This is a genomic window from Citrobacter sp. Cpo040, assembly GCF_030332915.1.
GTDB lineage: Bacteria > Pseudomonadota > Gammaproteobacteria > Enterobacterales > Enterobacteriaceae > Citrobacter > Citrobacter portucalensis.
The window spans coordinates 466,721-488,645 of the sequence record NZ_JAOWGX010000037.1 but is presented as its reverse complement, the minus strand read 5'-3'; the positions used below and the strand labels follow the sequence as shown (position 1 = coordinate 488,645).

At 47.8% G+C, this 21,925-nt stretch carries 18 protein-coding genes and 1 tRNA gene; 13 read left to right on the top strand and 6 right to left on the bottom strand.

Translation table 11 applies throughout. The features are described 5' to 3' along the window. The first annotated feature begins 31 nt into the window (after positions 1-31). The 9 genes from tssH (at position 32) to OGX86_RS20770 (ending at position 12,141) form a co-directional block, all read left to right on the top strand. Complete coding sequence (gene tssH / locus OGX86_RS20810; protein WP_286640599.1) at positions 32-2,656, top strand: type VI secretion system ATPase TssH; 2,625 nt, start codon at positions 32-34, stop codon at positions 2,654-2,656. Positions 2,657-2,732: 76 nt separating this feature from the next. Further along, on the top strand, positions 2,733-3,380 hold the full coding sequence (locus tag OGX86_RS20805) for an Ssp6 family T6SS pore-forming effector (RefSeq protein ID WP_048225511.1): 648 nt from the start codon (positions 2,733-2,735) through the stop codon (positions 3,378-3,380). A 490-nt stretch (positions 3,381-3,870) separates the two neighbouring features. Beyond that, positions 3,871-4,563: a hypothetical protein gene (locus OGX86_RS20800; RefSeq protein ID WP_128316969.1), complete on the top strand. Its 693-nt coding sequence runs from the start codon at positions 3,871-3,873 to the stop codon at positions 4,561-4,563. A 6-nt stretch (positions 4,564-4,569) separates the two neighbouring features. After that, a complete protein-coding gene (locus OGX86_RS20795) occupies positions 4,570-4,971 on the top strand; it encodes a hypothetical protein (RefSeq protein ID WP_053069287.1) in 402 nt (133 codons plus the stop codon). 54 nt (positions 4,972-5,025) lie between these two features. Further along, positions 5,026-7,551, top strand: coding sequence for a type VI secretion system Vgr family protein (locus OGX86_RS20790; protein ID WP_128316987.1), 2,526 nt, complete (start codon positions 5,026-5,028; stop codon positions 7,549-7,551). 23 nt (positions 7,552-7,574) lie between these two features. Further along, a complete protein-coding gene (locus OGX86_RS20785) occupies positions 7,575-8,249 on the top strand; it encodes a tetratricopeptide repeat protein (protein WP_286640596.1) in 675 nt (224 codons plus the stop codon). Positions 8,250-8,393: 144 nt separating this feature from the next. Further along, entirely contained in the window at positions 8,394-10,292 is a 1,899-nt protein-coding gene (locus OGX86_RS20780) for a lipase family protein (RefSeq protein WP_128316971.1), read from the top strand. Next, positions 10,289-11,041 (top strand): hypothetical protein, encoded by a 753-nt coding sequence (locus tag OGX86_RS20775; protein ID WP_071692507.1) that lies wholly within the window; start codon positions 10,289-10,291, stop codon positions 11,039-11,041. The genes OGX86_RS20780 and OGX86_RS20775 overlap by 4 nt, the downstream gene beginning before the upstream one ends. A 512-nt stretch (positions 11,042-11,553) precedes the next feature. Continuing rightward, positions 11,554-12,141, top strand: coding sequence for a VasL domain-containing protein (locus OGX86_RS20770; RefSeq protein WP_286640593.1), 588 nt, complete (start codon positions 11,554-11,556; stop codon positions 12,139-12,141). A gap of 215 nt (positions 12,142-12,356) precedes the next feature. Here OGX86_RS20770 and OGX86_RS20765 read toward each other — a convergent pair. Together OGX86_RS20765 and OGX86_RS20760 are read right to left on the bottom strand one after the other, a co-directional pair. Beyond that, positions 12,357-12,432: transfer RNA gene (locus OGX86_RS20765), tRNA-Phe, on the bottom strand. Between the two features lie 105 nt (positions 12,433-12,537). Then, on the bottom strand, positions 12,538-13,245 hold the full coding sequence (locus tag OGX86_RS20760) for a DUF554 domain-containing protein (protein ID WP_048215570.1): 708 nt from the start codon (positions 13,243-13,245) through the stop codon (positions 12,538-12,540). A 468-nt stretch (positions 13,246-13,713) separates the two neighbouring features. On the opposite strand from OGX86_RS20760, the gene OGX86_RS20755 reads away from it, so the two are divergent. After that, positions 13,714-15,849: an ornithine decarboxylase gene (locus tag OGX86_RS20755; RefSeq protein ID WP_204191861.1), complete on the top strand. Its 2,136-nt coding sequence runs from the start codon at positions 13,714-13,716 to the stop codon at positions 15,847-15,849. A gap of 52 nt (positions 15,850-15,901) precedes the next feature. Here OGX86_RS20755 and OGX86_RS20750 read toward each other — a convergent pair whose 3' ends face one another. From OGX86_RS20750 to mutY, 4 genes are all read right to left on the bottom strand, one after another. Further along, positions 15,902-17,158, bottom strand: coding sequence for a nucleoside permease (locus tag OGX86_RS20750; protein WP_008785778.1), 1,257 nt, complete (start codon positions 17,156-17,158; stop codon positions 15,902-15,904). A gap of 210 nt (positions 17,159-17,368) precedes the next feature. After that, complete coding sequence (mltC, locus tag OGX86_RS20745) at positions 17,369-18,454, bottom strand: membrane-bound lytic murein transglycosylase MltC (RefSeq protein ID WP_286640591.1); 1,086 nt, start codon at positions 18,452-18,454, stop codon at positions 17,369-17,371. A gap of 86 nt (positions 18,455-18,540) precedes the next feature. Further along, on the bottom strand, positions 18,541-18,810 hold the full coding sequence (locus OGX86_RS20740; RefSeq protein ID WP_003027126.1) for an oxidative damage protection protein: 270 nt from the start codon (positions 18,808-18,810) through the stop codon (positions 18,541-18,543). A 27-nt stretch (positions 18,811-18,837) separates the two neighbouring features. Then, positions 18,838-19,890 (bottom strand): A/G-specific adenine glycosylase, encoded by a 1,053-nt coding sequence (gene mutY, locus OGX86_RS20735; protein ID WP_032941749.1) that lies wholly within the window; start codon positions 19,888-19,890, stop codon positions 18,838-18,840. Between the two features lie 160 nt (positions 19,891-20,050). Here mutY and trmB point away from each other — a divergent pair, with 160 nt between their 5' ends. From trmB to OGX86_RS20720, 3 genes are read left to right on the top strand one after another with little or no spacing between them, the layout of a single operon-like run. Then, positions 20,051-20,770, top strand: a complete 720-nt coding sequence (gene trmB / locus OGX86_RS20730) for a tRNA (guanosine(46)-N7)-methyltransferase TrmB (RefSeq protein WP_003825406.1) — start codon at positions 20,051-20,053, stop codon at positions 20,768-20,770. Further along, positions 20,770-21,096 carry a YggL family protein gene (locus tag OGX86_RS20725; RefSeq protein WP_003027115.1) on the top strand — a complete coding sequence of 109 codons (327 nt, stop codon included), beginning with the start codon at positions 20,770-20,772 and terminating at the stop codon, positions 21,094-21,096. Before trmB ends, OGX86_RS20725 begins: the two co-directional genes overlap by 1 nt. 49 nt (positions 21,097-21,145) lie before the next feature. Next, positions 21,146-21,865: a YggN family protein gene (locus tag OGX86_RS20720; RefSeq protein WP_168978778.1), complete on the top strand. Its 720-nt coding sequence runs from the start codon at positions 21,146-21,148 to the stop codon at positions 21,863-21,865. Positions 21,866-21,925 lie beyond the last annotated feature (60 nt).

Genomic DNA, 21,925 nt, shown 5'->3' with positions numbered 1-21,925 from the left:
GCGTGCCTGAATACAGGGAGCCAGGAAGCAAATGGAACACCAGTCAGCAGTGTTATTACGACGTCTCAACCCCTATTGCGCCCAGGCGCTCGAAGCGGCGGCATCGTTATGTCAGACGCGCGCGCATGCAGAAATCACTCCCGAACACTGGTTACTGAAGCTGTTGGAGCAGGGGGAGGGCGATATTACTGTCATTGCTCGTCGTTATGAATGGGATATCGATAATCTCTGGCAATCGCTGCTGAAGCATATGGATGTTCAGCCGCGTTCCGTGAAAAGCCGCCCCCAGTTGTCTGATGCGCTCCTTTCTTTAATGCAACAAGCGTGGTTGTGTGCCGCAACGGATGAAAATTCGCAGATACGTGGTGTGCATCTACTGATGGCGCTGGTGGGAAAGCCTTCGCTACTGAAGTGTGATGGCCTGTGGCCGCTTCTGAGTACCGGACATACTCAACTGGAAAGACTCCTGCCGCTATTAAATTCCCAGTCGGATGAACGTCCGGAAAGGCAGCAGGAAGCTTCTCTGGTGCAGGTTTCCCCTGATGATGAACCGCGTCCGGGTCAGGTTGAGTCGACGTTGTCGCCAGCATTACAAGGCGTGCTCGATAAATTTACGCTGGATGTAACCGCGAAAGCGCGTGTCGGCGATATCGACCCGGTATTTGGTCGCGATAATGAAATCCGGCAAATGGTGGATGTGTTGTCCCGTCGGCGAAAAAATAATCCCATTCTGGTCGGGGAACCCGGTGTCGGCAAAACCGCTCTGGTGGAAGGTCTGGCGCTGCGTATTGCTGAAGGTAACGTGCCGGATAGCCTGAAATCAGTAACATTACGCACGCTGGATCTTGGGCTGTTACAAGCAGGTGCCGGGGTGAAAGGTGAGTTTGAGCAGCGGTTGAAAAATATCATTGATGCCGTTCAACAATCGCCAACGCCTGTTCTGCTCTTTATCGATGAAGCACACACCATTATTGGGGCCGGTAATCAGGCGGGAGGCGCTGATGCAGCCAATCTGCTAAAACCCGCTCTGGCCAGAGGTGAATTACGAACTATCGCGGCGACCACATGGAGTGAATATAAACAGTATTTTGAGCGTGATGCTGCGCTGGAGCGGCGTTTTCAGATGGTTAAAGTGGATGAGCCGGATGATGACACTGCCTGCTTAATGCTGCGTGGTCTGAAATCACGCTATGCAGAACACCATGGCGTTCACATCACCGACGAAGCGGTTAAAACTGCTGTTACGCTCTCTCGCCGCTATCTTACCGGGCGACAATTACCCGACAAAGCCGTCGATCTGCTGGACACCGCAGGTGCAAGAGTGCGGATGAGCCTTGATACCGTTCCGGAACCACTGACGCGTTTGAAGTCTGAGATCACCGCGCTTGAAATTGAAAAGCAGGCATTGCTTGCAGACCTCGCGGTAGGAAATGGTCAGCATGGTGAAAGGCTGGCCACCATTGAACAGCGTGAAAATCGTCTGCTTGTCGAACTGGATGAACGCGAAACCCAGTATGGTCAGGAATTAACGCTCACTGAGCAACTGCTGGCCAGCCGCCGTGATATTTCTCGTCAGGCGGAAACGGTTGAATTGCAGCAGCAGCTTAGTGTGCTTCAGCAGGACCATCCGTTACTGTTTCCGGATGTAGATGCGCGCACCGTGGCTACGGTGATCGCCGACTGGACCGGTATACCATTGTCTTCATTAATGAAGGACTCCCAGGCAGACTTACTGACGCTTGAAACCCAGATGGGAGAACGCGTTGTCGGCCAGGATTACGCGCTGAATGCGATCGCACAGCGGTTGCGGGCATCAAAAACAGGACTGACGCCGGAAAACGGCCCACAGGGTGTGTTCCTGCTTACTGGATCAAGTGGAACCGGCAAAACGGAGACGGCGCTGGCCCTGGCTGACATTCTGTTTGGTGGTGAAAAATCGCTGATCACGATTAATTTGTCTGAATATCAGGAGCCGCACACCGTGAGCCAGCTAAAAGGCTCACCTCCGGGATATGTGGGTTATGGTCAGGGAGGGATCCTGACCGAGGCGGTGCGAAAACGCCCCTATAGCGTGGTACTGTTGGATGAAGTAGAAAAAGCGCATCGCGACGTCATGAATCTGTTTTACCAGGTATTTGACCGTGGTTTCATGCGTGACGGCGAAGGCCGTGAAATTGATTTTCGCAATACCGTTATTTTGATGACCTCCAATCTTGGCGGCGACGCTGTAATGCAGATGCTGGAAGAACAGCCGGAAACCACAGAGTCTGAGTTGCACGAACTGCTGCGACCACTTTTGCGCGATCACTTCCAGCCAGCGCTACTGGCCCGCTTCCAGACGATTATCTACCATCCGCTCTGTGAATCTGCGTTACGTACGATTGTACAAATGAAACTGGATCAGGTTAGCCAGCGATTACTGCGTCACTACGGCATCACCACTACGATATCCGAGAGCCTTTTTGATGCCCTGACCGCCGCTTGCCTGCTACCGGATACGGGGGCGAGGAATATCGATAGTCTGCTCAATCAACAAATCTTGCCTGTGCTTAGCCAGCAGTTATTAACGTATCTTTCCCGGCAGCAAAAACCTCAGCAACTCACTTTAAGTTGGAGTGATGAAGAGGGAATTGAACTGATAATTGATAGCGAGTGAAAAATAAAACCCAGTGATAATACTAGCGCTGGGTTTTACTTTGTATCGGGATATGCTTTGCGCTAAAGGACTAAATATGGATGGTGCTAAAGATCTTGCAAAAGATATGCTCGAAGCTATTAACGTTGATGATTCTGGGTTTATAGCTGCTTTGGCTAAAGGGCTTATATCATTTCCTGTGAGTATGGGATATCTGGCCTACGATTTTATGGATACAGAACATCGCAGAACGAATGAAGATGATAAATACAGGTTTGCCAGACTTCTTAATAAAGCAAAGCTAAATAAGGAGTTGATAGGTCAGGTTATTGATATCTTTATTAGTGATTTTTCTTCGCGACTGGACGTTGCTTTAATGACGGAGAAAATTGTTGGGAGTAGTGCTGGAAGGATAATTTTCTCAGAACTAACTGGCGTTAAAATTGGGGCTGTTATTTCTAATCGGTTAGTCACAGCATTTTTTTCAGGTGCTCTTATAGGCTCGCTTCTTACGTTGGGAGCGGAAGTATCCAGAGCAATCTATACATCTCGCTATCTGGCTGCAAGGAGTCCGGGTAATTATCAGAAATTGAAAGATATGGGGGATCTGGATTTGCTTTATTTTCTGATAGAAGATCTTGTTTCACCTTTTGAAAAAGCAATTGAACTTCACAATGCAAATGAAGTGTTTTTTAATGAGGTTTGCCAATGTTTTCTGGACGGTTTGGGAAGTTTAGAGAAGTAGCTATATATTTAATGTATTATTTTTCATATCTGCTAGGTAATATCTTATGCATGTTTGGTATTGCCTTTTCCATTTGGTTTTTCTTCATTTCTGACGATGGGTTTAGATATTTATGGGGCATGGGAAATTTTTTATTGATCGTTTTAGGGTATTTTGTGATGAAATTTGGCTGGCCTCATGTGCGTAGTAATTGGGATGATTATCTGTAATTTTTATTTAATGGGGAACTGCGCCGATCAGTTTTTATTATGATTTTATAAGCGCGTAAATATAGTTTATTAAATAGAGTTAACTCTATGAATATGGAACTAACAACATCAGGGCCTACGCTTAACCGCTACAGCTTAACGATCCCTTCATGCCTGTATGCACTGGATGTGTTGCGTTTTGAGGGACTGGAGCAGTTAAGCGTTCTCTACCATTATTCAGTCCGTTTCATCAGTAGTATTGAGTTTGAGTTATGAAGAGCGAATGACTCTGGAGTTTAATGATGAGTAAACGTAACGATATTATTGAACCTTCCGAGTGGACATTGGATCGTAAAACAGGGCTTGTTTACAGCGAAATATTGGGATGGATAGATATAGGCCATGCACAGGGAAGTGATATTAAAAACCTACTGTCAGATATAAAACGAGGTGAATCAAGTCGTGATGGTTATTATGACGTCACCTATAGCCAAAAGATGTTTGTATATCATCGCCAGTTTGGTACAGGAAAGTTTGTTAAGTGGCGTATCAAACAAGGTTTATCTGCATGTGAGAAAAATAGCGTTGCGTTAGCCATGATGATGACGACGGCACACTTGTTTGAAAGTTTGCAATCTAATTGGCGTTTTAGTTGGTATACCGACAGTGGGTTCAGCGGTGAGGATCTTACCTCCGATCTTTTAGGCTTCTACCGGGCAATCCTTCCTTCAGACTATCAGTCAAGACTGAGGCTTGTCAGTAAAGAGCAGGCCCTGAGTAGATGGGATTATTATGGGCCGATAGGCAATTATAAAAATAAAGGATTTTTACCATTACTGTTTCCAGCCCCCAAGGATAACTGTGCTGTCCATAAACCCTATAAAGGGCAGCTGCCTTCATTTATGACATGGGTGCAACCGTGGAGTGATTTCACTTCTGGTCGGGTAGAAATTATCCCCGGGGATGGCGGTTATTATTCATTTTTGTCGAGGTGAATGGTAATGAGCTACTATAAAATAATACTGGTGATGATTATTTTGATTTTCTTGTCACCGCTGTTAATACCCTGGCCAGATAAATTAGAATATCGGGAAAGCGATCTTTTTGACTACTATTTCTATACTGATGTTGATATCAAACAGACTCCAAGGATATCAAATAATTATCGCTTTGAATATATTTCTCCTGATGGAAGTACACGGGAAACAAACCTTGTTGTTTTTTACGGTGGTGATGTGGGAATTATTCGTGATTATCTAACAGGTCTTGGTTTTCATCTTTATGATTATAGTGATAATGGAAGAGAAGAACTTTGGATATCAAATGATAATCGTCGATTTACTTTTTCTATTGTTACTAACAAGAAAAAAGATTTGGTCAGTTTAATAAAAACAATGCGTTGAGGGTAAGTTTTTGCTCTGGAAATGGCTCTTTATAAAATTACAGGGGTTGAATATATGGGGATGGGTGAATCACTTGGCGGCGGGATATCATTTATATCTGAAAATACGCTGAATCGTTATCAATTGTATATCCCTTCATGTAAATCGATACTGGATGTTATTAACTTTAATGGTACAGAGGAAATGAGTTCGCTGTATCGATACGTAGTACATTTTTCCAGCCAGGATAAAGATATTGCGGCCGAATCGATACTTAGAAAATCAACGACATTGACTATGGGAATGGGGAAGTTAAGTGAGTTAACTGCCCGTAAAATGGTACATGGTATTGTGACATCTTTCCATCGTATCAGTGGTTCAAAAGACCAGGCAATTTATCAGATAATCATTGAACCCTTTGTCGCGTTGCTGAAAAACCAATTTCGTACACACCGTTTTTTTATTAATATGTCAGTTCCGGAAGTTGTTACTAAAATTTTACAAGAGCATGGTTTAAAAGACTGGGAATATAATTTTGATTTAGTAATGGAATATCCCAAAAGAGAGCAAATTAATCAGTATCAGGAGAGTGATCTGGTTTTTATTGAACGCCTGCTCTCTGAGGTTGGGATTTTCTTCTTCTTTAGGCTTCAGCCTGATGCTGGCACCGAGGTGATCTATTTTGCTGACAAACAAAGCGCATGGGAGTTTGGCAAAACATTACCGCTGAATAGTCCCTCCGGAATGAATGACAATGGCATCGACTCAGTCTGGGATATTCAGTTCCAACAGTCTGCGGTGCAGGCATCGGTTACTGCCGGGGATTATAACCATCGCCAGGCTCAGAAAATATTATTTTCTGCACAAACCGATATGACTTACGGTGAAGGTGACGGGGTGACTTACGGGGATGTTTACCACTATCGCCCACGCCATCTTGAAACGGGTGATAAGGTTTCGCCGGCGCCTGAAACAGGGAATTTTTGGGCGCGTCTGGAACATGAGCGTTATCTCTCCTCACAAGCGACAATCACTGGATTATCAACCGATGTAAGCCTCAGCCCGGCTCAGGTCCTGAATATTACGGAATCGACACCTGTCCCAACGCTTCCTGCCAGTGTGCGTAACAGCTTGCTGGTTACGGCGGTTTCATTCAGCGCAAGTCGAAAGGAAGCGCTACAAGTGGTGTTGATGGCGACCATTTACAGTGAAACGCGCTGTTGGAGACCTCCACTCAAACCGCGGCCAGTGATTAGCGGCACGCTAATGGCACGTGTTTCAAGCCCGAAAAAGAATGATGAATATGCTCATTTAAATCAGAGCGGGCTTTATTGGGTTAAGTTTGATGCGGACCGCGATGCTAAACAACAGGGCTACGAAAGTATGCCAGTACGCCTGGCCAAACCCTACGGCGGCGACACTTATGGTATTCACTTCCCGCTGATACAGGGTACAGAAGTGGCGGTGGCGTTCCATGAAGGGGACCCGGACCGGCCCTATATCGCCCATGCGCTGCATGACTCCCGGCATCCGGACCACGTGACACAGGCAAACCATACCCGCAACGTCATCCGCACGCCCGCGAACAACAAGCTGCGCATGGAGGACAAACGGGGTGAGGAACACGTCAAGCTCAGCACCGAGTACGGAGGGAAGACACAGCTTAATCTGGGGCATAACGTGGATGCGGGGCGTGCGCTGCGGGGAGAGGGGGCCGAGCTGCGCACAGACGACTGGGTGGCGGTACGCGGAGGTAAAGGGGTTCTGATAACTGCAGAGATGCAGGCGGAAGCTGTAGATCGGATGCTGGAGATGGACGGTGTGATACGTCAGCTTGAGCAGGCGTTGTCACTGGCAAGGAGCCTGCAGCGGTCAGCGGAGACGGCAAAGGCAACGGCGGGAGACACTGCGAGCCAGCAGACGCTGAATGATGCGCTGGAGGAACTGGCTCAGCCGGGTCTTATTCTGCATGCGCCAGCGGGCGTAGGGATGATGAGTGCGAAGGCCGTACGGGTGTCCTCGGGCACGGACAGCGTGGGAATAATGTCGGGGCACAATACGGACATCAGCACCGGCAGGTCGTTTACGGTGGCGGCGAGCGATACGGTAAGCCTGTATGCGCAGGGACAGGGAATGCAGCTGTATGCGGCAAAGGGAAAAGTGGATCTTCAGGCCCAAGATGATGAAATGGGGGTGACGGCGAAGAACGATATTACGGTAAGCAGCACAGAGGGGAAAATCACCGTGAATGCGAGCGAGGAGCTCTTGCTAAGCTGTGGCGGGGCGTATATCCGGCTGAAAGGGGGGAATATCGAACTGGGATGCCCGAAGAACATTCTGCTGAAGTCAATGAATGTGCAGAAATTAGGGGCTACAAGTCTAAATACGCCACTAGAGGAGTTGCCGCGAGGATTTTGTGAAGGATTTACAGTTAAAAATAAAGAAACAGGTAAGCCTGTACCTTTTGTCCAATACCGGATTACCACTGGTGAGGGAAATGTTTATGAGGGTGTTTCAGATCAATATGGCAAAACAATGCCAATATATACGGCAGCCCCAACAAAACTAAAAATAGAACAAGTAAAAAAAGGTAATTCATAAAATGTGGTTTATGAGGTGAGGGTATGAACTGTAATAATGTTAATAGATCTTTTGTTGCACTCCTTTCTATTTTTTTTATTGTATCGTGTAAGAGTTATGATGTAAGAATGCTAGAGGCAATGTCTGAGTCTGGCGATCATAAGGCTCAGGGCAATCTTGGCTTTATGTATCAATATGGTTATGGTGTTCGGGCAAATTATAATGAGTCTTTAAAGTGGTATAAACTTGCGGCAAGTGATGGTGATCCTCTTGCTGAAGGTACTGTAGGCAGGCTTTATTTTGAGAAACAAGATTATAAAAATGCTCTTCCTTGGTTTAAAAAATGTGCCTTACATGATATCCAATCTGGTACAGAAAGAAAAACGGAACAGGCTATTCTTGCTTGTCAGGGAATGGTTGGCACAATGTATTTATATGGACAAGGCGTTCCAGTAAATAAACCGGAAGCTAAAGTATGGCTGAAAAAGGCAGCAGATCAAGGAGAAGGGTCTGCACAATGCTATGTAGGTGATTTTTATTATCTCGATCGGGATTATAAATCAGCCTATCCTTATCTCCAAAGTGCCTTGGAGAAGGGTTGTGCGAATGCAGCAAAATACTTGAGTGATATGTACAATAATGGCTTTTTTGTAGAAAAAGATAGTCAGCGATCGAAAGAATTATATGAAAAGTATCTCCGTCTCAAGAGTTATGACTAGGATGTCATATTCGTAATTTACATAATTAAATTATAGATGACAGGAGTTGGAATCCATCCATGTCATCTGACTGTGTATTCGGTAGATTATGTTTATCCCATCTCAGATGTTCTTAACTTAAAGTAACGAAAAGGAATTCTAATTATGGCAGAAGTGACAACATCTACTCAGTGCAAATATCCTGATTTTTTTATAGAAAATGAGGCATTCGATTGGGTAGAGTTCCAGTTAGTGGACGAATTAGGTGATACCGTAGCCAATATGGAGTGGTTTGCCGAAAATGAGGCTACAAGGTGCGGTTTGATTCCACGCTATACTGGCTATAGTGATGCCAATGGAATAATAAAGATTAAAGATATACATCCATTGCCTTTGACTTTAAAAATCCAGTCTCAGCCATTGGTTGATGAGATGGAGAACCGAGCCTTACGGTTTGAAAGAGATGAGGATAATTCAAAGGTCAAAAAACTCTCCTCTGAGAATAACTATGGATATCAATATGTCAGGGTCGGACAACTCTGCAATGTCAGACCCACACTAGATAAATGGGATGGAATTGTTCTACCAGAATTCCATTTCCCTTTGGATAAAACGTATAAAGGCGTTACCGTTCATGTGGCGGATCTTAATAAACGTACAATGATCGAAATTTGTCCATTCCGTGCATGGACATTAATCTTGCATCACACAGCGAGTTATTCTCTGACTAATGCTTACAACCTGGGGATTATGGCCGATTTGGCTTACAGTTATGACTCGGAAACTGACCGTAATTCGGTATATGGATTCTTTTGTATTCAATGTCTGGATCTGTCGTCAATTCCCGTTTTGGAAGATGGAAAACATCGATTCCCTGCTATTGTCACCGATGTCCCTTTTCGTGAACGGCATTCTAAACCCATTTTTATAGATACGGCAGATGAAGAGGAAGGGGAAACTCAGCTATTTTATGTTACGACGAAAACGCAGGGGATTGTGGCCTGGCGTGGTACAGAGATGAGTAAGCTCAGTGATTTATGGACAGACGCAAGTTTTATGCCGGTAGAGTGTTTTGATATTGTTCCTGAAGGGAAGATTCACGGTGGTTTTTTACAGGCATACCAGGTCGCAAAGAAAAATTATTCTGAGATATTTAGGCAAATTAAGGATGATGGAAAACAATTGGAGCTATTCATCTGCGGGCATAGTCTGGGAGGTTCGCTTGCGCTGATTCACTGCGCAGAAATAAGAGATCTTAATCCGTTGCTGTATACATATGGTATGCCAAGGACATTAACTGCTTCTGCCGTTAAATATTTAACAAATCTCACCCATTTTCGTCATGTTAATGACGCAGACACCATTCCAAGCGTTCCGCCTGATGCGAATCTTGATAACTGGTTTTATGACTTATGGGGACCAGTAGGTGGCACGCTGGGTTTTTTCTGGTCGGTAATAGAACTCATGCCTCAAGCGCTAGGGTTGAAGTTTTGGGAATGTTTTTGGCATCATGGAAGTATTGCCGTATTTTTTAACACCACCCAAACGACGGAATGGAAGGAGTGTAAGGTACCCAACAACTCTTCTTCATGCCGCAGGATTCGTAAACGTCTTCCCATCGAGACCAGATTGTATTTGGTTCCTGAACTTATTTTAGAGGCCAGTCAAAAGGCGAATGAAGCACAAAAAAGATTCACTCAATTATTAACAATGATGGATAAAGAAGACTGGTTTCCTCCCTATACTAACCCTGATTTAGATCATGCGACGAACGTTGGCAGGCATTCCATGCCAGATCAATATTTGAGTTATCTTAATAACCAACTAAAAGAATGTACTCAGCCAACATTGACCATGATGAGGAGAATCAACAGAGAGAAATTTTTAAAGCAAATGAAAACGTATGAGAGTAGTTCCCCGGTGGAAGAGTTTACAAGAAATAGTGCTTTCATTGAGATTCATGATGTAGTCGCATCGACGCTGGATATGACGCGTGGAGTTAAGGGAGGAAATGAAGCCTTGGAATATATAAAGCCACTTAACTTTGAGGAGTTTGAGCTATGATTGAAAAATGCTTTATTTTAACTTTAGTGCTTATGTTATCGGGCTGCGCTTCAGAGCGGAACCGGACATTATCTCCTCCAGAGGATACCCAATGGGTCACAGTAGGAGTCAACGTCCCTGAAGAACTTATGGTGCTTCCTTTGGCGGTAATTTATCGTTCAGAAATATGTAAACGCACCCGGCATAATTCGTCCGGGGAAGCTTATGAAGTTCCCGGGTATAACTCAATGGAATTTCCATTATCCCAAAAAGATAGTATAAAGAATTTCTATGATGTGAAACTTGCCCGGCAAGGCGGAGGGCGTTGTCAATGGCATCTGTCTGTGGCAGATATACTGTTGCAATACAAAAATACCCTACAGTTTGGTCAGGGTACAGAGTCGGTAAAAAGTAGAATCAGGCTGGAATTTGATTACCTTGCGGCGAATCAAGGTGGTTGGCATCAAAGGATCAACAGTGATGGCTTGATTTCAAAAGATTATTTTCCATATTTAACTGAGGATTTTATTGGTGGTTATGACAAAGCTATATGGATATATAATGGAAAAATGGACGAGCGGTACTCTGCGTTAAATATAAATTCGATTACATTTTATCCCCTGTTGCATTCAGATAAATTAATAAGGAGCATAGGCCCGAAAAAGAAAGAGAAAGGAGCTTATAGGACGTTGATTTATCCTGATGGTACGACGATTCCGATAACTGAAGCCTTTCCTGATATTGATGTATTGAAGAAATTTATAAAGTGATGAAGGGCAGAGCAATCGCTCATATTATTACAAATACAAATCTCTTTATTCATTTCAACTGATTTAAGTTAACTGGCTGTTCATGGATTAAAATCTTTGTCGAGGGGTTGGCATATGATATGGACATATTTTTTCGCACCACTGGTAATGTTATCGGGCTGCGTTTCAGAGCGGAACCGGACATTATCCTCCCAGAAGATACTCAATGGGTCATGGTGGGAGAACCATGTACCTGAAGAGCTGGTCGTGATGGCAGGGTTATATTAGATGAATATTGATGTGGGGATATTCGTGAAGAAACTTGGTAAACCGTATCGAGAAATTTATAGCTAAGGCTTATAGGAGTGGCTGTAGCTTACATATTACCAGCTCCAGAACAAAATATTACGGCCTCATTTAATTATAATATTCATTTGTATAAATAATGACTTTTTTATTGGCACACGCCAAAGGAATTCACACTGCGCAGGAAAACGGTTGGATGGGAAGGCGCTTTTCTTGGAATCAGCCCTATGTGGGCCGACAGATTTGAACTGGTTCAGCCATTGCCACGGGGGCTGACACCTGAACAATTGTCCACATTGAAACATTCCTCAGATTTGAAGGAGAAGAAACAGGAATTAATCGCCGCAACGCAAGGGCAATTGGACGTTTTACATCGCCTGTCACCTTTGTGGTCAAGAGAATATGCCGCATCATTAGCACAGCAGTTAGTCACCCTGTGGCCGGAAGAATCGCAGACTACGGTATTCGCCAGCGGATTACAGAAACAGTTAAACACGGAAGCGTTGCCGGAAAGTGCTCTGCAAAACTGGCATCATGCCCAGCAGGGGCTGGAGGCGTTAACTGCCCAGCTAAATTCGCTTGATGAACGTAAAGGTAAATATCTGACGGGTTCGGAGCTGAAATCAGCTATTTTCACTATCCGCCGACAGCTTGACCAATCGCCGCCGACAGAAGAGTTATTGCGTCAAATTGATGAGGAGTTAAAAAAGCAGGGAAGTGTATCACCCGCTTTGTATCAGCAACTCGATATGCGGATTAATCAGCTTCTTAATCGTTATGTGCTGTTGAAACAAAGTTCGGTGAGGAGAGAATAGTGATTATTCGCCAAAAGCAAAAACCCGCCTTTTGGGCGGGTTCTTCTAAATAGTGGTGCCCGGACTCGGACTAACGCTGTAAGCGTTGAACAGCGCGCTTGTCGCGCTGGCCCCGAAGGGGTGAGCCGCTGGCGGCGAATAATCGAACGAAGTTCGATGAAGAGTCCGTTTCGCCAAAAGCAAAAAACCCGCCATAGGCGGGTTCTTCTAAATAGTGGTGCCCGGACTCGGAATCGAACCAAGGACACGGGGATTTTCAATCCCCTGCTCTACCGACTGAGCTATCCGGGCAACGAGGCGCATTAAAACCGATTCGCTTCGTTTCGTCAACGAAATTTCTTCAAATCAACGCAGACTGCACAATCTATCACCACATTGTTGCTATTGCACGCATTCTCAGGCAAAAAATGCCGTCCACGCGGCGGAAAGCGGCATTGCCAGCAGAAGGGCAGGAAGCATATTCACAACCGCAAACATTTTGATTCCACAAATACGTAAACCGGTTGCCAACAACAGTAGCCCACCTACGGCGCTGAAATCGGCCATCATGGCTGGCGTCGTTAGGGGCAAAATCATTGCCGCGCAGGTGGCAAGCGTTAGCTGGATTGCCAGCATTGGTACACAAATTGCCGATACCGCGATACCTAATGAACAGGCAAAAATGATGGCCGTGAAGAAATCAAGAAACGACTTGGCGATTAAAATATTCGGATCGCCGGTCATCCCTTCATGTATCGCCCCGAAGATCCCGGTACCACTGGCGCAAAATAGCACGATGATGGCCACATAGCTCTGGATGAAGGATTCGTGCGTGGTGTTGGCATCCGACCGGGTGAAAAGCTGCTGCGCTTTGGCAACCGCGGTATTGATCCCTTTTTCCAGATAACAGAACTCACCAATTAATGCACCGACCAACGTAGCCAGGACCATCACCGGTAGGTTAGCGCATTTGATAACCAGCAAAATACCAATTCCCAAAGAGCACAGTCCGAATATGGAGGTCATGGAGGCACGAATGCGTTCCGGTAAATGCTGGCTGAGTAGTGCGCCGAGAACACCACCAAATAAAATGGCGCCAGCATTAATAAAGGGTCCAATTACCACGTTTGCTCCTGCATACCCATTATCGTCTTGATGCTAAAGGCAATTCTCTGGGTAAAATATGTTTTCAGATTGCATTATTATGCCGCGATTGACAGGCGGATTGCTTGTTTATCTGTGAGGTTCAGGCTCCGGATTTTATCTTGCGCCTGAAAGTGAAAGGTGCCATGATTGCGCGAATTTTCTCCTGTCTGAATGGGGCTGCCTGGGATGATATTACTCCCCCTACATCGCCTTCAACATCGCCTTTTTGCGCGACGTTTGCCCCTTCCTGCGACTTATCTTTACGCTCCCACCATGCGGTGAGGGCAGCGCACGCTCACTGCAGGATAACAGTAAAATCAGAGGCTATCTGCTTTTACTGATGTCTGGCGGTCGGGGCTGGTAACCAGTTTGACCTGTCATTTCGTGGGCAAAGCAATATGGCTTTGTCCGGGACTTTTGATTTTCCCGAAACGGGTTATTGCGCTTATGAAATCAATGAAAATTGCCGCCAGTGGAGAACTGGTTTCTCGTCTGTCCAGCCATCGTCAGGTGGTGTCGCTGGACAGTACTGATTTTACTGACGTTGCGGCAGTCGTCATTACCGTTGCGGATAGCCGCAGCGGGATCCTTGCTTTGCTGAAACGCACCGGTTTTCATATACCCGTGTTTCTGTTCGCAGAGTCGGATGTTGATCTGCCGGCGGGCGTGAATGCGGTCATTCGCGGTCAGGCGCAGGACTGGCTGGAGCTGGAGTCTGCTGCCTGTCAGTATGAAGAAGATTTGCTGCCGCCGTTCTATGACACGTTGACTCAGTATGTCGAGATGGGGAACAGCACATTTGCCTGCCCAGGACATCAACACGGTGAGTTCTTTAAAAAGCATCCCGCGGGGCGCCATTTCTACGAGTTCTTTGGCGAGAATCTGTTTCGCGCGGATATGTGCAACGCCGACGTTAAGCTTGGCGATCTGCTGATTCATGAAGGCTCGGCGAAACATGCGCAGAAATTTGCCGCGAAAGTTTTCCACGCGGATAAAACCTACTTTGTGCTGAACGGGACCTCTGCGGCCAATAAAGTAGTAACCAATGCGCTGCTGACGCGCGGCGATCTGGTGCTGTTTGACCGTAATAACCATAAGTCGAACCACCACGGTGCGCTGATCCAGGCGGGTGCGACGCCGGTGTATCTGGAAGCGGCGCGTAATCCGTTTGGCTTTATTGGCGGTATTGACGAGCACTGCTTTGATGAGGAGTACCTGCGCCAGCAACTTCGCGAGGTTGCGCCGCAAAAGGCCGATCAACCGCGCCCGTTTCGTCTGGCGATCATTCAGCTCGGCACCTATGACGGTACGATCTACAACGCCCGGCAGGTGATCGACAAGATCGGTCATCTGTGTGATTACATCCTGTTTGACTCCGCATGGGTCGGCTACGAACAATTTATTCCGATGATGGCCGATGGGTCACCGCTGCTGTTGGATCTCGATGCTAACGATCCGGGGATCTTTGTCACCCAGTCAGTACACAAACAGCAGGCCGGATTCTCGCAAACTTCGCAGATCCACAAAAAGGATAACCATATTCGCGGTCAGGCGCGGTTCTGCCCGCATAAGCGTCTGAATAATGCATTTATGCTGCATGCTTCCACCAGTCCGTTTTACCCGCTGTTTGCGGCGCTGGACATTAACGCCAAAATCCATGAAGGCGAGAGCGGCCGTCGGCTATGGGCGGAGTGTGTGACGCTGGGCATTGAGGCCCGTAAAGCGATACTTACCCGCTGTAAGATGATTCAGCCGTTTATTCCCCCGGTAGTTGATGGCAAACCGTGGGAAAGCTATCCGACGCAGGTGATTGCCAGCGAGCGCCGCTTCTTTAGCTTTGAACCAGGTGCTAAATGGCATGGTTTTTCCGGCTACGCGCGCGACCAGTATTTCGTCGATCCTTGCAAACTGCTGTTAACCACTCCGGGCATTGACGCACAAACCGGGCAATATACCGAGTTTGGTATTCCGGCGACGATTCTGGCGCATTACCTGCGTGAAAACGGCATCGTGCCGGAGAAATGCGACCTTAACTCGATTCTGTTCCTGCTGACCCCGGCAGAAAGCGCAGAGAAACTGGCGCAACTGGTGGCGATGCTGGCGCAGTTTGAGCAGCATATTGAAGACGATACGCCGCTGGCAGATGTGCTGCCCACTATCTTCAACAAGTATCCGGTACGCTATCGGGATTACACGCTGCGTGAACTGTGCCAGGAGATGCACTCACTGTACGTCAGCTTTGATGTGAAAGATCTGCAAAAAGCGATGTTCCGTCAGGAAAGTTTACCTGCCGTGGCGATGAACCCACAGGATGCGAACAGCGCTTTTATCCGTGGTGATGTTGAACTGGTGCGGATTAGTGAAGCAGCTGGCCGCATTGCGGCGGAAGGTGCGCTGCCTTATCCTCCGGGCGTGCTGTGCGTGGTACCGGGCGAAGTATGGGGTGGGGCGGTACAGCAATATTTCCTGGCGCTGGAAGAGGGCGTAAACCTGCTGCCAGGCTTCTCGCCGGAGCTGCAAGGAGTTTACAGTGAAACGGATGCAGACGGTATTAAGCGTCTGTATGGATATGTGGTGAAGTAAGTGCAAAAAAAGCGGGTTACCTTTTGGCAACCCGCTTTTCTCTGCGTAAACGTTAGTGCGCGATAGTCTGGGTGCCTGCTGGAACGCGTACGTGTTTGTATTTAAACAGCGCAACGAAGGCAAAAGCCAGAACCAGCGAGTAACCTGCGAAGATCAACCACACGGTCTGCCAGTCGGTAATACCGTTCAGCGTATAGTGTTCAACGACTTTACCGCTCACCAGTCCGCCCAGAATACAACCGAAACCGTTGGTCATCATCAGGAACATACCCTGTGCGCTGGCGCGGATTTCAGGGCGTACTTCTTTCTCCACGAACACGGAACCAGAGATGTTGAAGAAGTCGAAGGCGCAGCCGTAAACAATCATCGACAGAACCAGCAGCACGGTACCGAACGGAGTTGGATCGCCGTAGGCAAACAGGCCGAAGCGCAGCATCCACGCCACAATACTGATAAGCATCACGTTCTTAATACCGTAACGGCTTAAGAAGAACGGGATGGTCAGGATAAACAGCGTCTCGGAAATCTGTGAAATCGACATCATCACCGATGCGTGTTCCACGATAAAGCTACCGGAGAACAGTGGGTTGTTATCGAAGCTGTGCAGGAAGGTGTTACCAAACATATTGGTAATCTGCAGCTCTGCGCCCAGCATCATTGAGAAGATGAAGAAAATCGCCATACGCTTGTTTTTAAACAGCGCGAAAGCATCCAGACCGAGCATTGATGTCCAGCTCTGGTTTTTCTGCTGATTGGCAACCGGAATATGCGGCAGCGTCAGGGTGAACAGTACCAGTACCAGGGACAATGTCGCACCGATATACAGCTGCATATGGCTCAGTTCAAAGCCGGAGAAGCTCACGGCCCACATCGCCAGAATAAAGCCGATGGTGCCCCAGATACGAATTGGCGGGAAGTCGGTAACGATATCCATCCCGGCAGATTGCAGGCGATAGTAGGAGATGGTGTTGATTAGCCCCAGTGTTGGCATATAGGCCAGGGAGTTAAGCAAGATCACAAAGAACATTGCCCCTGGCGTGGTGACTTCGGCTGCGGCAAACAGCGTTCCTGCGCCGACCAAGTGGCAAAGGGCGTAAACCCACTTCGCACTGATCCATTTATCGGCCACGATCCCTAACAGCGTTGGCATAAACACGGCGGCGATCCCCAGCGAGCTATACACCGCGCCAATGGATGCACCATCGAATTTAAGGGTGACAAACATATAGGAGCCGAGGGTAGTGAGCCAACTACCCCATAAGCAGAACTGCAGAAACGAGAGAACTTTCAGCTGCAGCTTAAGATTCATGTTAATTTCCTCACACCGTAATGCGGATGAATGTTTTAAAAGGCACATTTGCCGTGGCTATATGATGTGATTCTATCAATGAGAGGCACTCTTTTTTTGTTACCTGTGACAAATATTTGCAAACAATTTCTGATTGCAAAGCAAAAGAGTGATGGAGTTAACATTTTTGGTGCTTCAGGCCCCCGTTTTAGGGGGCTGAAGAGGAATACATTAGCGGCGTCGATAGGATTTTTGTGCGGAATTGACCTTGTAAAGGTATCGGCGTGATTCAGCAGAGGGATGTCGGGTGGTCAGCGTTTGATAAACGTCACCTGGAGACATGCTGTTAATGATATTCGCGGCCTGAATTTTATCGTTCGAGAACACGCGCAGCACGCTGCCCGCACCGCCGTTGTACGCGGTGATTACCGCATAGCGGCGTGAGGTCGGATTATCGATACCACCTAAATAGACATTGTTGAGCATTGCCAGATAGGCCGTGCCGGTATCAATGTTGCTGGCCGGGTCAAACAAGAAGCTACGGCTTGGTGTGCCTGAGCGCCCTTGCGAGCGGAACACATCTTTCCCGGCGCTGTGCTGTACCACCTGCATCAGTCCCAGCGCATCGGCATGGCTCACCGCATACGGGTTAAACGAGGATTCGGTTTGCATGATAGCCAGAATCAGCGACTCGTCGACGCCATACTTACGTGAAGCCTGACGCACCATACCGACGTATTTATGCGCGCGCTTATCAAGGTGGTTCGGCACCAGATTGATCGTCACGCTATAGATGATACGCAGGCCATTGCTGCGGCTTTTAAGTCGTGTTTGCAGCAGGTAGTTGGCAAAGTTGGTGGCACGCCCCTCCCAACGAATGGGCTGGCCGGTATTATCAACCACCTGTCCGTACAGGAATGGCTCTTTGGAAATCTTAATGTCGTCGACATCGGAATAGAGGTCGATAGAACCCGGATCATCGCCCATCAGCAATGTCTTGATAATCGCCCGACGCAGGTGTCCGGCGGGATCTGTCCCGGCAATGGTCTCGACGGTTATCGTACCGTCATCAAAGTTGATATGGCTGCGGGTTTGATACTGATCGGTATACTTGACGTAGTCCTTCGGACCCGCAATCAGCACTTCCTTAAATCCCCACAAATTCTCAATATTATGGGCAAATTGCCCCATCAGAATATCAAAACCGTTGGTATCCTTGACCCAGGCTTCGTTATAGGTATCGCCTTTTTTGGTCGAACTGGAACAGGAGATGAGCAACGGCGCAATAACGGCAAGCGCGAGAAATTTTTTCATCATTCCGGGAGTGCGTGTTGTGTTTGTTGTTTGCAAGGACCAGATTAAAACGTAGGCCGGATAAGCGCAGCGCCATCCGGCAACGGTTCTTATGATTCTGGCGTATAGCCTTCAATATGCACATCCTTACCTTCAAACAGGAAGTTAATCATCTCCTGTTCCAGTAACTTACGGTGTTCGACGTTCATCATATTGAGTTTTTTCTCGTTAATCAGCATGGTCTGTTTATGCTGCCATTGCGCCCATGCTTCTTTAGAAATCTCGTTATAAATGCGTTTTCCCAGATCGCCCGGGTACAGCTGAAAATCCTGGCCTTCTGCTTCGCGTTGCAGGAAAGTGCAAAAAATCGTTCTGCTCATAAAAAGTCCTCTCTATCGTCCGGTACGTTAAACGTGTGTACCGGCACGTAATTGCTGTAACAAACGCTCCACGGGAGCCGCCAGTCCGACCGACGGCGGTTGCGCTAAGTTATACCAGAGCGCGTTGCCTTCATCCATGCATGAGGTGAATGAAGACACGGGAAGCCACATAGGCACAATATCTAAGTGGAAATGGCTAAAGGTATGGCGAAACGCATTAAGTTGGGTCAGATTATCTGCGTTAATTTGTCGTTGCGCCAGCCAGTTGCGCAGTCCATCTTCGTCGTCAAACTGCGGAAAACAGTATAAACCACCCCACAAGCCGCTGGGCGGTCGCTGTGAGAGCAGCACTTCGTCATCATGCTGCATCAGTAAAAAATAGCCCGTTCGTTCCGGTAGCGTCTGTTTGGGCTTTTTACCGGGATACAGCGCCCAACTTGCATTGGCGCTCGCCACACAGCCATTTTCCAACGGACACAGGGAACATTTAGGTTTTGAGCGCGTACAGACCATCGCGCCTAAATCCATCATCGCCTGATTAAAACGCTCAACACCCTGGGCCGGCGTAACTTGCTCGCTCAGCTCCCACAGCTTCTTTTCGACCTCTTTTTTACCCGGCCAGCCGCTTACAGCATAACAGCGAGCCAGCACGCGTTTGACGTTACCGTCGAGAATCGGAAAATGCTGACCCAGAGAGAGGGAAAGGATCGCGCCTGCGGTTGAACGTCCGACGCCAGGTAGGGCGGCTACTTCATCAAAGGTTTGCGGAAATATACCGCTATGCAGCGTCACAACCTGCTGCGCGGCTTTATGCAGATTTCGCGCACGGGCGTAATAACCCAGCCCGGTCCACAAATGCAGAACTTCATCCAGCGGCGCATGGGCTAAATCCGTTACCGTTGGGAAGCGCGCCATAAAGCGCTCAAAATAAGGGATAACGGTCGCAACCTGAGTTTGTTGCAGCATTACCTCAGAGAGCCATACTTTGTAAGGCGTCTTGTCAATTTGCCAGGGCAGCGTTTTCCGCCCGTATTTGTCGTACCAGCTCAAAACCTGAGCCGAAAATTGAGACGCTTGCATGATTACCGTTTCATTATTGCCGGGGGCAAGATTGCAGCACAGCGGCAACGGGGTGTAAACCGGAACTTTCCGCTGCTCACTTTCTTCCTTTACTTGCATCCGGCAACTAACTTTGGATAATGCCCGTTTTCAGAACTCAAACACAGCAGACTAAACTTTTATGAAGAACGACGTCATTTCACCGGAATTTGATGAAAACGGCCGCCCTCTGCGCCGGATTCGTAGTTTTGTTCGTCGCCAGGGGCGACTGACGAAAGGGCAGGAACACGCGCTGGAAAACTACTGGCCGGTGATGGGCGTTGAGTTCAGCGAAGAGCCTGTAGATTTTGCAGAACTGTTTGGCCGTGACGCGCCAGTCACGCTGGAAATCGGTTTTGGTATGGGAGCGTCGCTGGTTGCAATGGCGAAAGCGCGTCCGGAACAGAATTTCCTCGGCATTGAGGTTCACTCACCGGGCGTTGGTGCGTGTCTGGCTTCAGCCCATGAAGAGGGTGTCGAGAACCTGCGCGTCATGTGCCATGATGCCGTTGAAGTCCTGCATAAAATGATTCCTGACAATTCTTTATCTATGGTTCAGCTGTTTTTCCCTGACCCGTGGCATAAAGCACGTCATAATAAACGCCGTATCGTTCAGGTACCGTTTGCTGAGCATATCTTAAGTAAGCTGAAGCTGGGCGGCGTGTTCCATATGGCGACCGACTGGGAAGCGTATGCGGAGCACATGCTTGAAGTGATGTCCTCGATTGACGGGTATAAAAACCAGTCAGAGAGTAACGATTATGTACCGCGCCCGGAATCGCGCCCGGTAACCAAATTTGAACAACGTGGTCATCGTCTTGGCCACGGCGTATGGGACTTAATGTTCGAGAGGGTGAAATAATGGCAAAGAACCGTAGCCGTCGTCTGCGTAAAAAGATGCACATCGAAGAATTCCAGGAAGTAGGATTTTCGGTTGCATGGCGTTTCCCGGAAGGTACATCTGGAGAGCAGGTCGATCAAATCGTTGATGACTTTATCAATGAAGTCATCGAACCGAACAAGCTGGCTTTTGACGGCAGCGGCTATCTGGCCTGGGAAGGTCTGATCTGTCTGCAGGAAATCGGCAAATGCACCGAAGAACACCAGGCAATCGTGCGTAAGTGGCTGGAAGAGCACAAACTCGAAGAAGTGCGTACCAGCGAACTTTTCGATATTTGGTGGGACTAAGTAGCACAGGGTCGGCAAATGCCGGCCCGATTTGTATTGAGGGAAAGATATGATGCGCAAAACGCTGCTGGCGGCAGTCCTAACGTTCACGGCGATGGCCGCACATGCAGATTACCAGTGCAGCGTCACCCCGCGTGACGATGTGATTTTGAGCCCACAAACGGTGCAGGTGAAGGGCGAGAATGGCGACCTGGTTATTACCCAGACTGGCGATGTCACCTTCAACGGTAAACAGTACAACCTGAACGCCGCACAGCGTGAGCAGGCTAAAGATTATCAGGCGGCGTTGCGTAGCAGCCTGCCGTGGATCGACGAAGGTGCCAGAGCGCGCGTAGAGAAAGGTCGCGTGGCGCTGGACAAAATCATCGCCAAAGAGGTCGGTGAAAGCAGCAACATGCGTGGCCGCTTAACCAAGCTGGATGCGCAATTGAAAGAGCAGATGAACCGCATCATCGAGCATCGAACTGATGGCCTGACTTTCCATTATAAGGCGATTGATCAGGTCCGCGCGGACGGACAACAGCTGGTTAATCAGGCGATGGGCGGCATTTTGCAGGACAGCATCAACGAAATGGGGGCGAAAGCCGTGCTCAAAGGCGGTGGTAATCCACTGCAGGGCGTACTCGGAAGCCTCGGTGGTTTGCAGACCTCAATTCAGAACGAATGGAAGAATCAGGAACAAGACTTCCAGCAGTTTGGCAAAGATGTCTGTTCCCGCGTTGTGACGCTGGAAAACGATCGTAAAACGCTGGTTAGCACTCTGAAATAATCTTCACCTCTTATTAACGGCACAGAAACATTCTGTGCCGTTTTATTTTGTATATTTCTG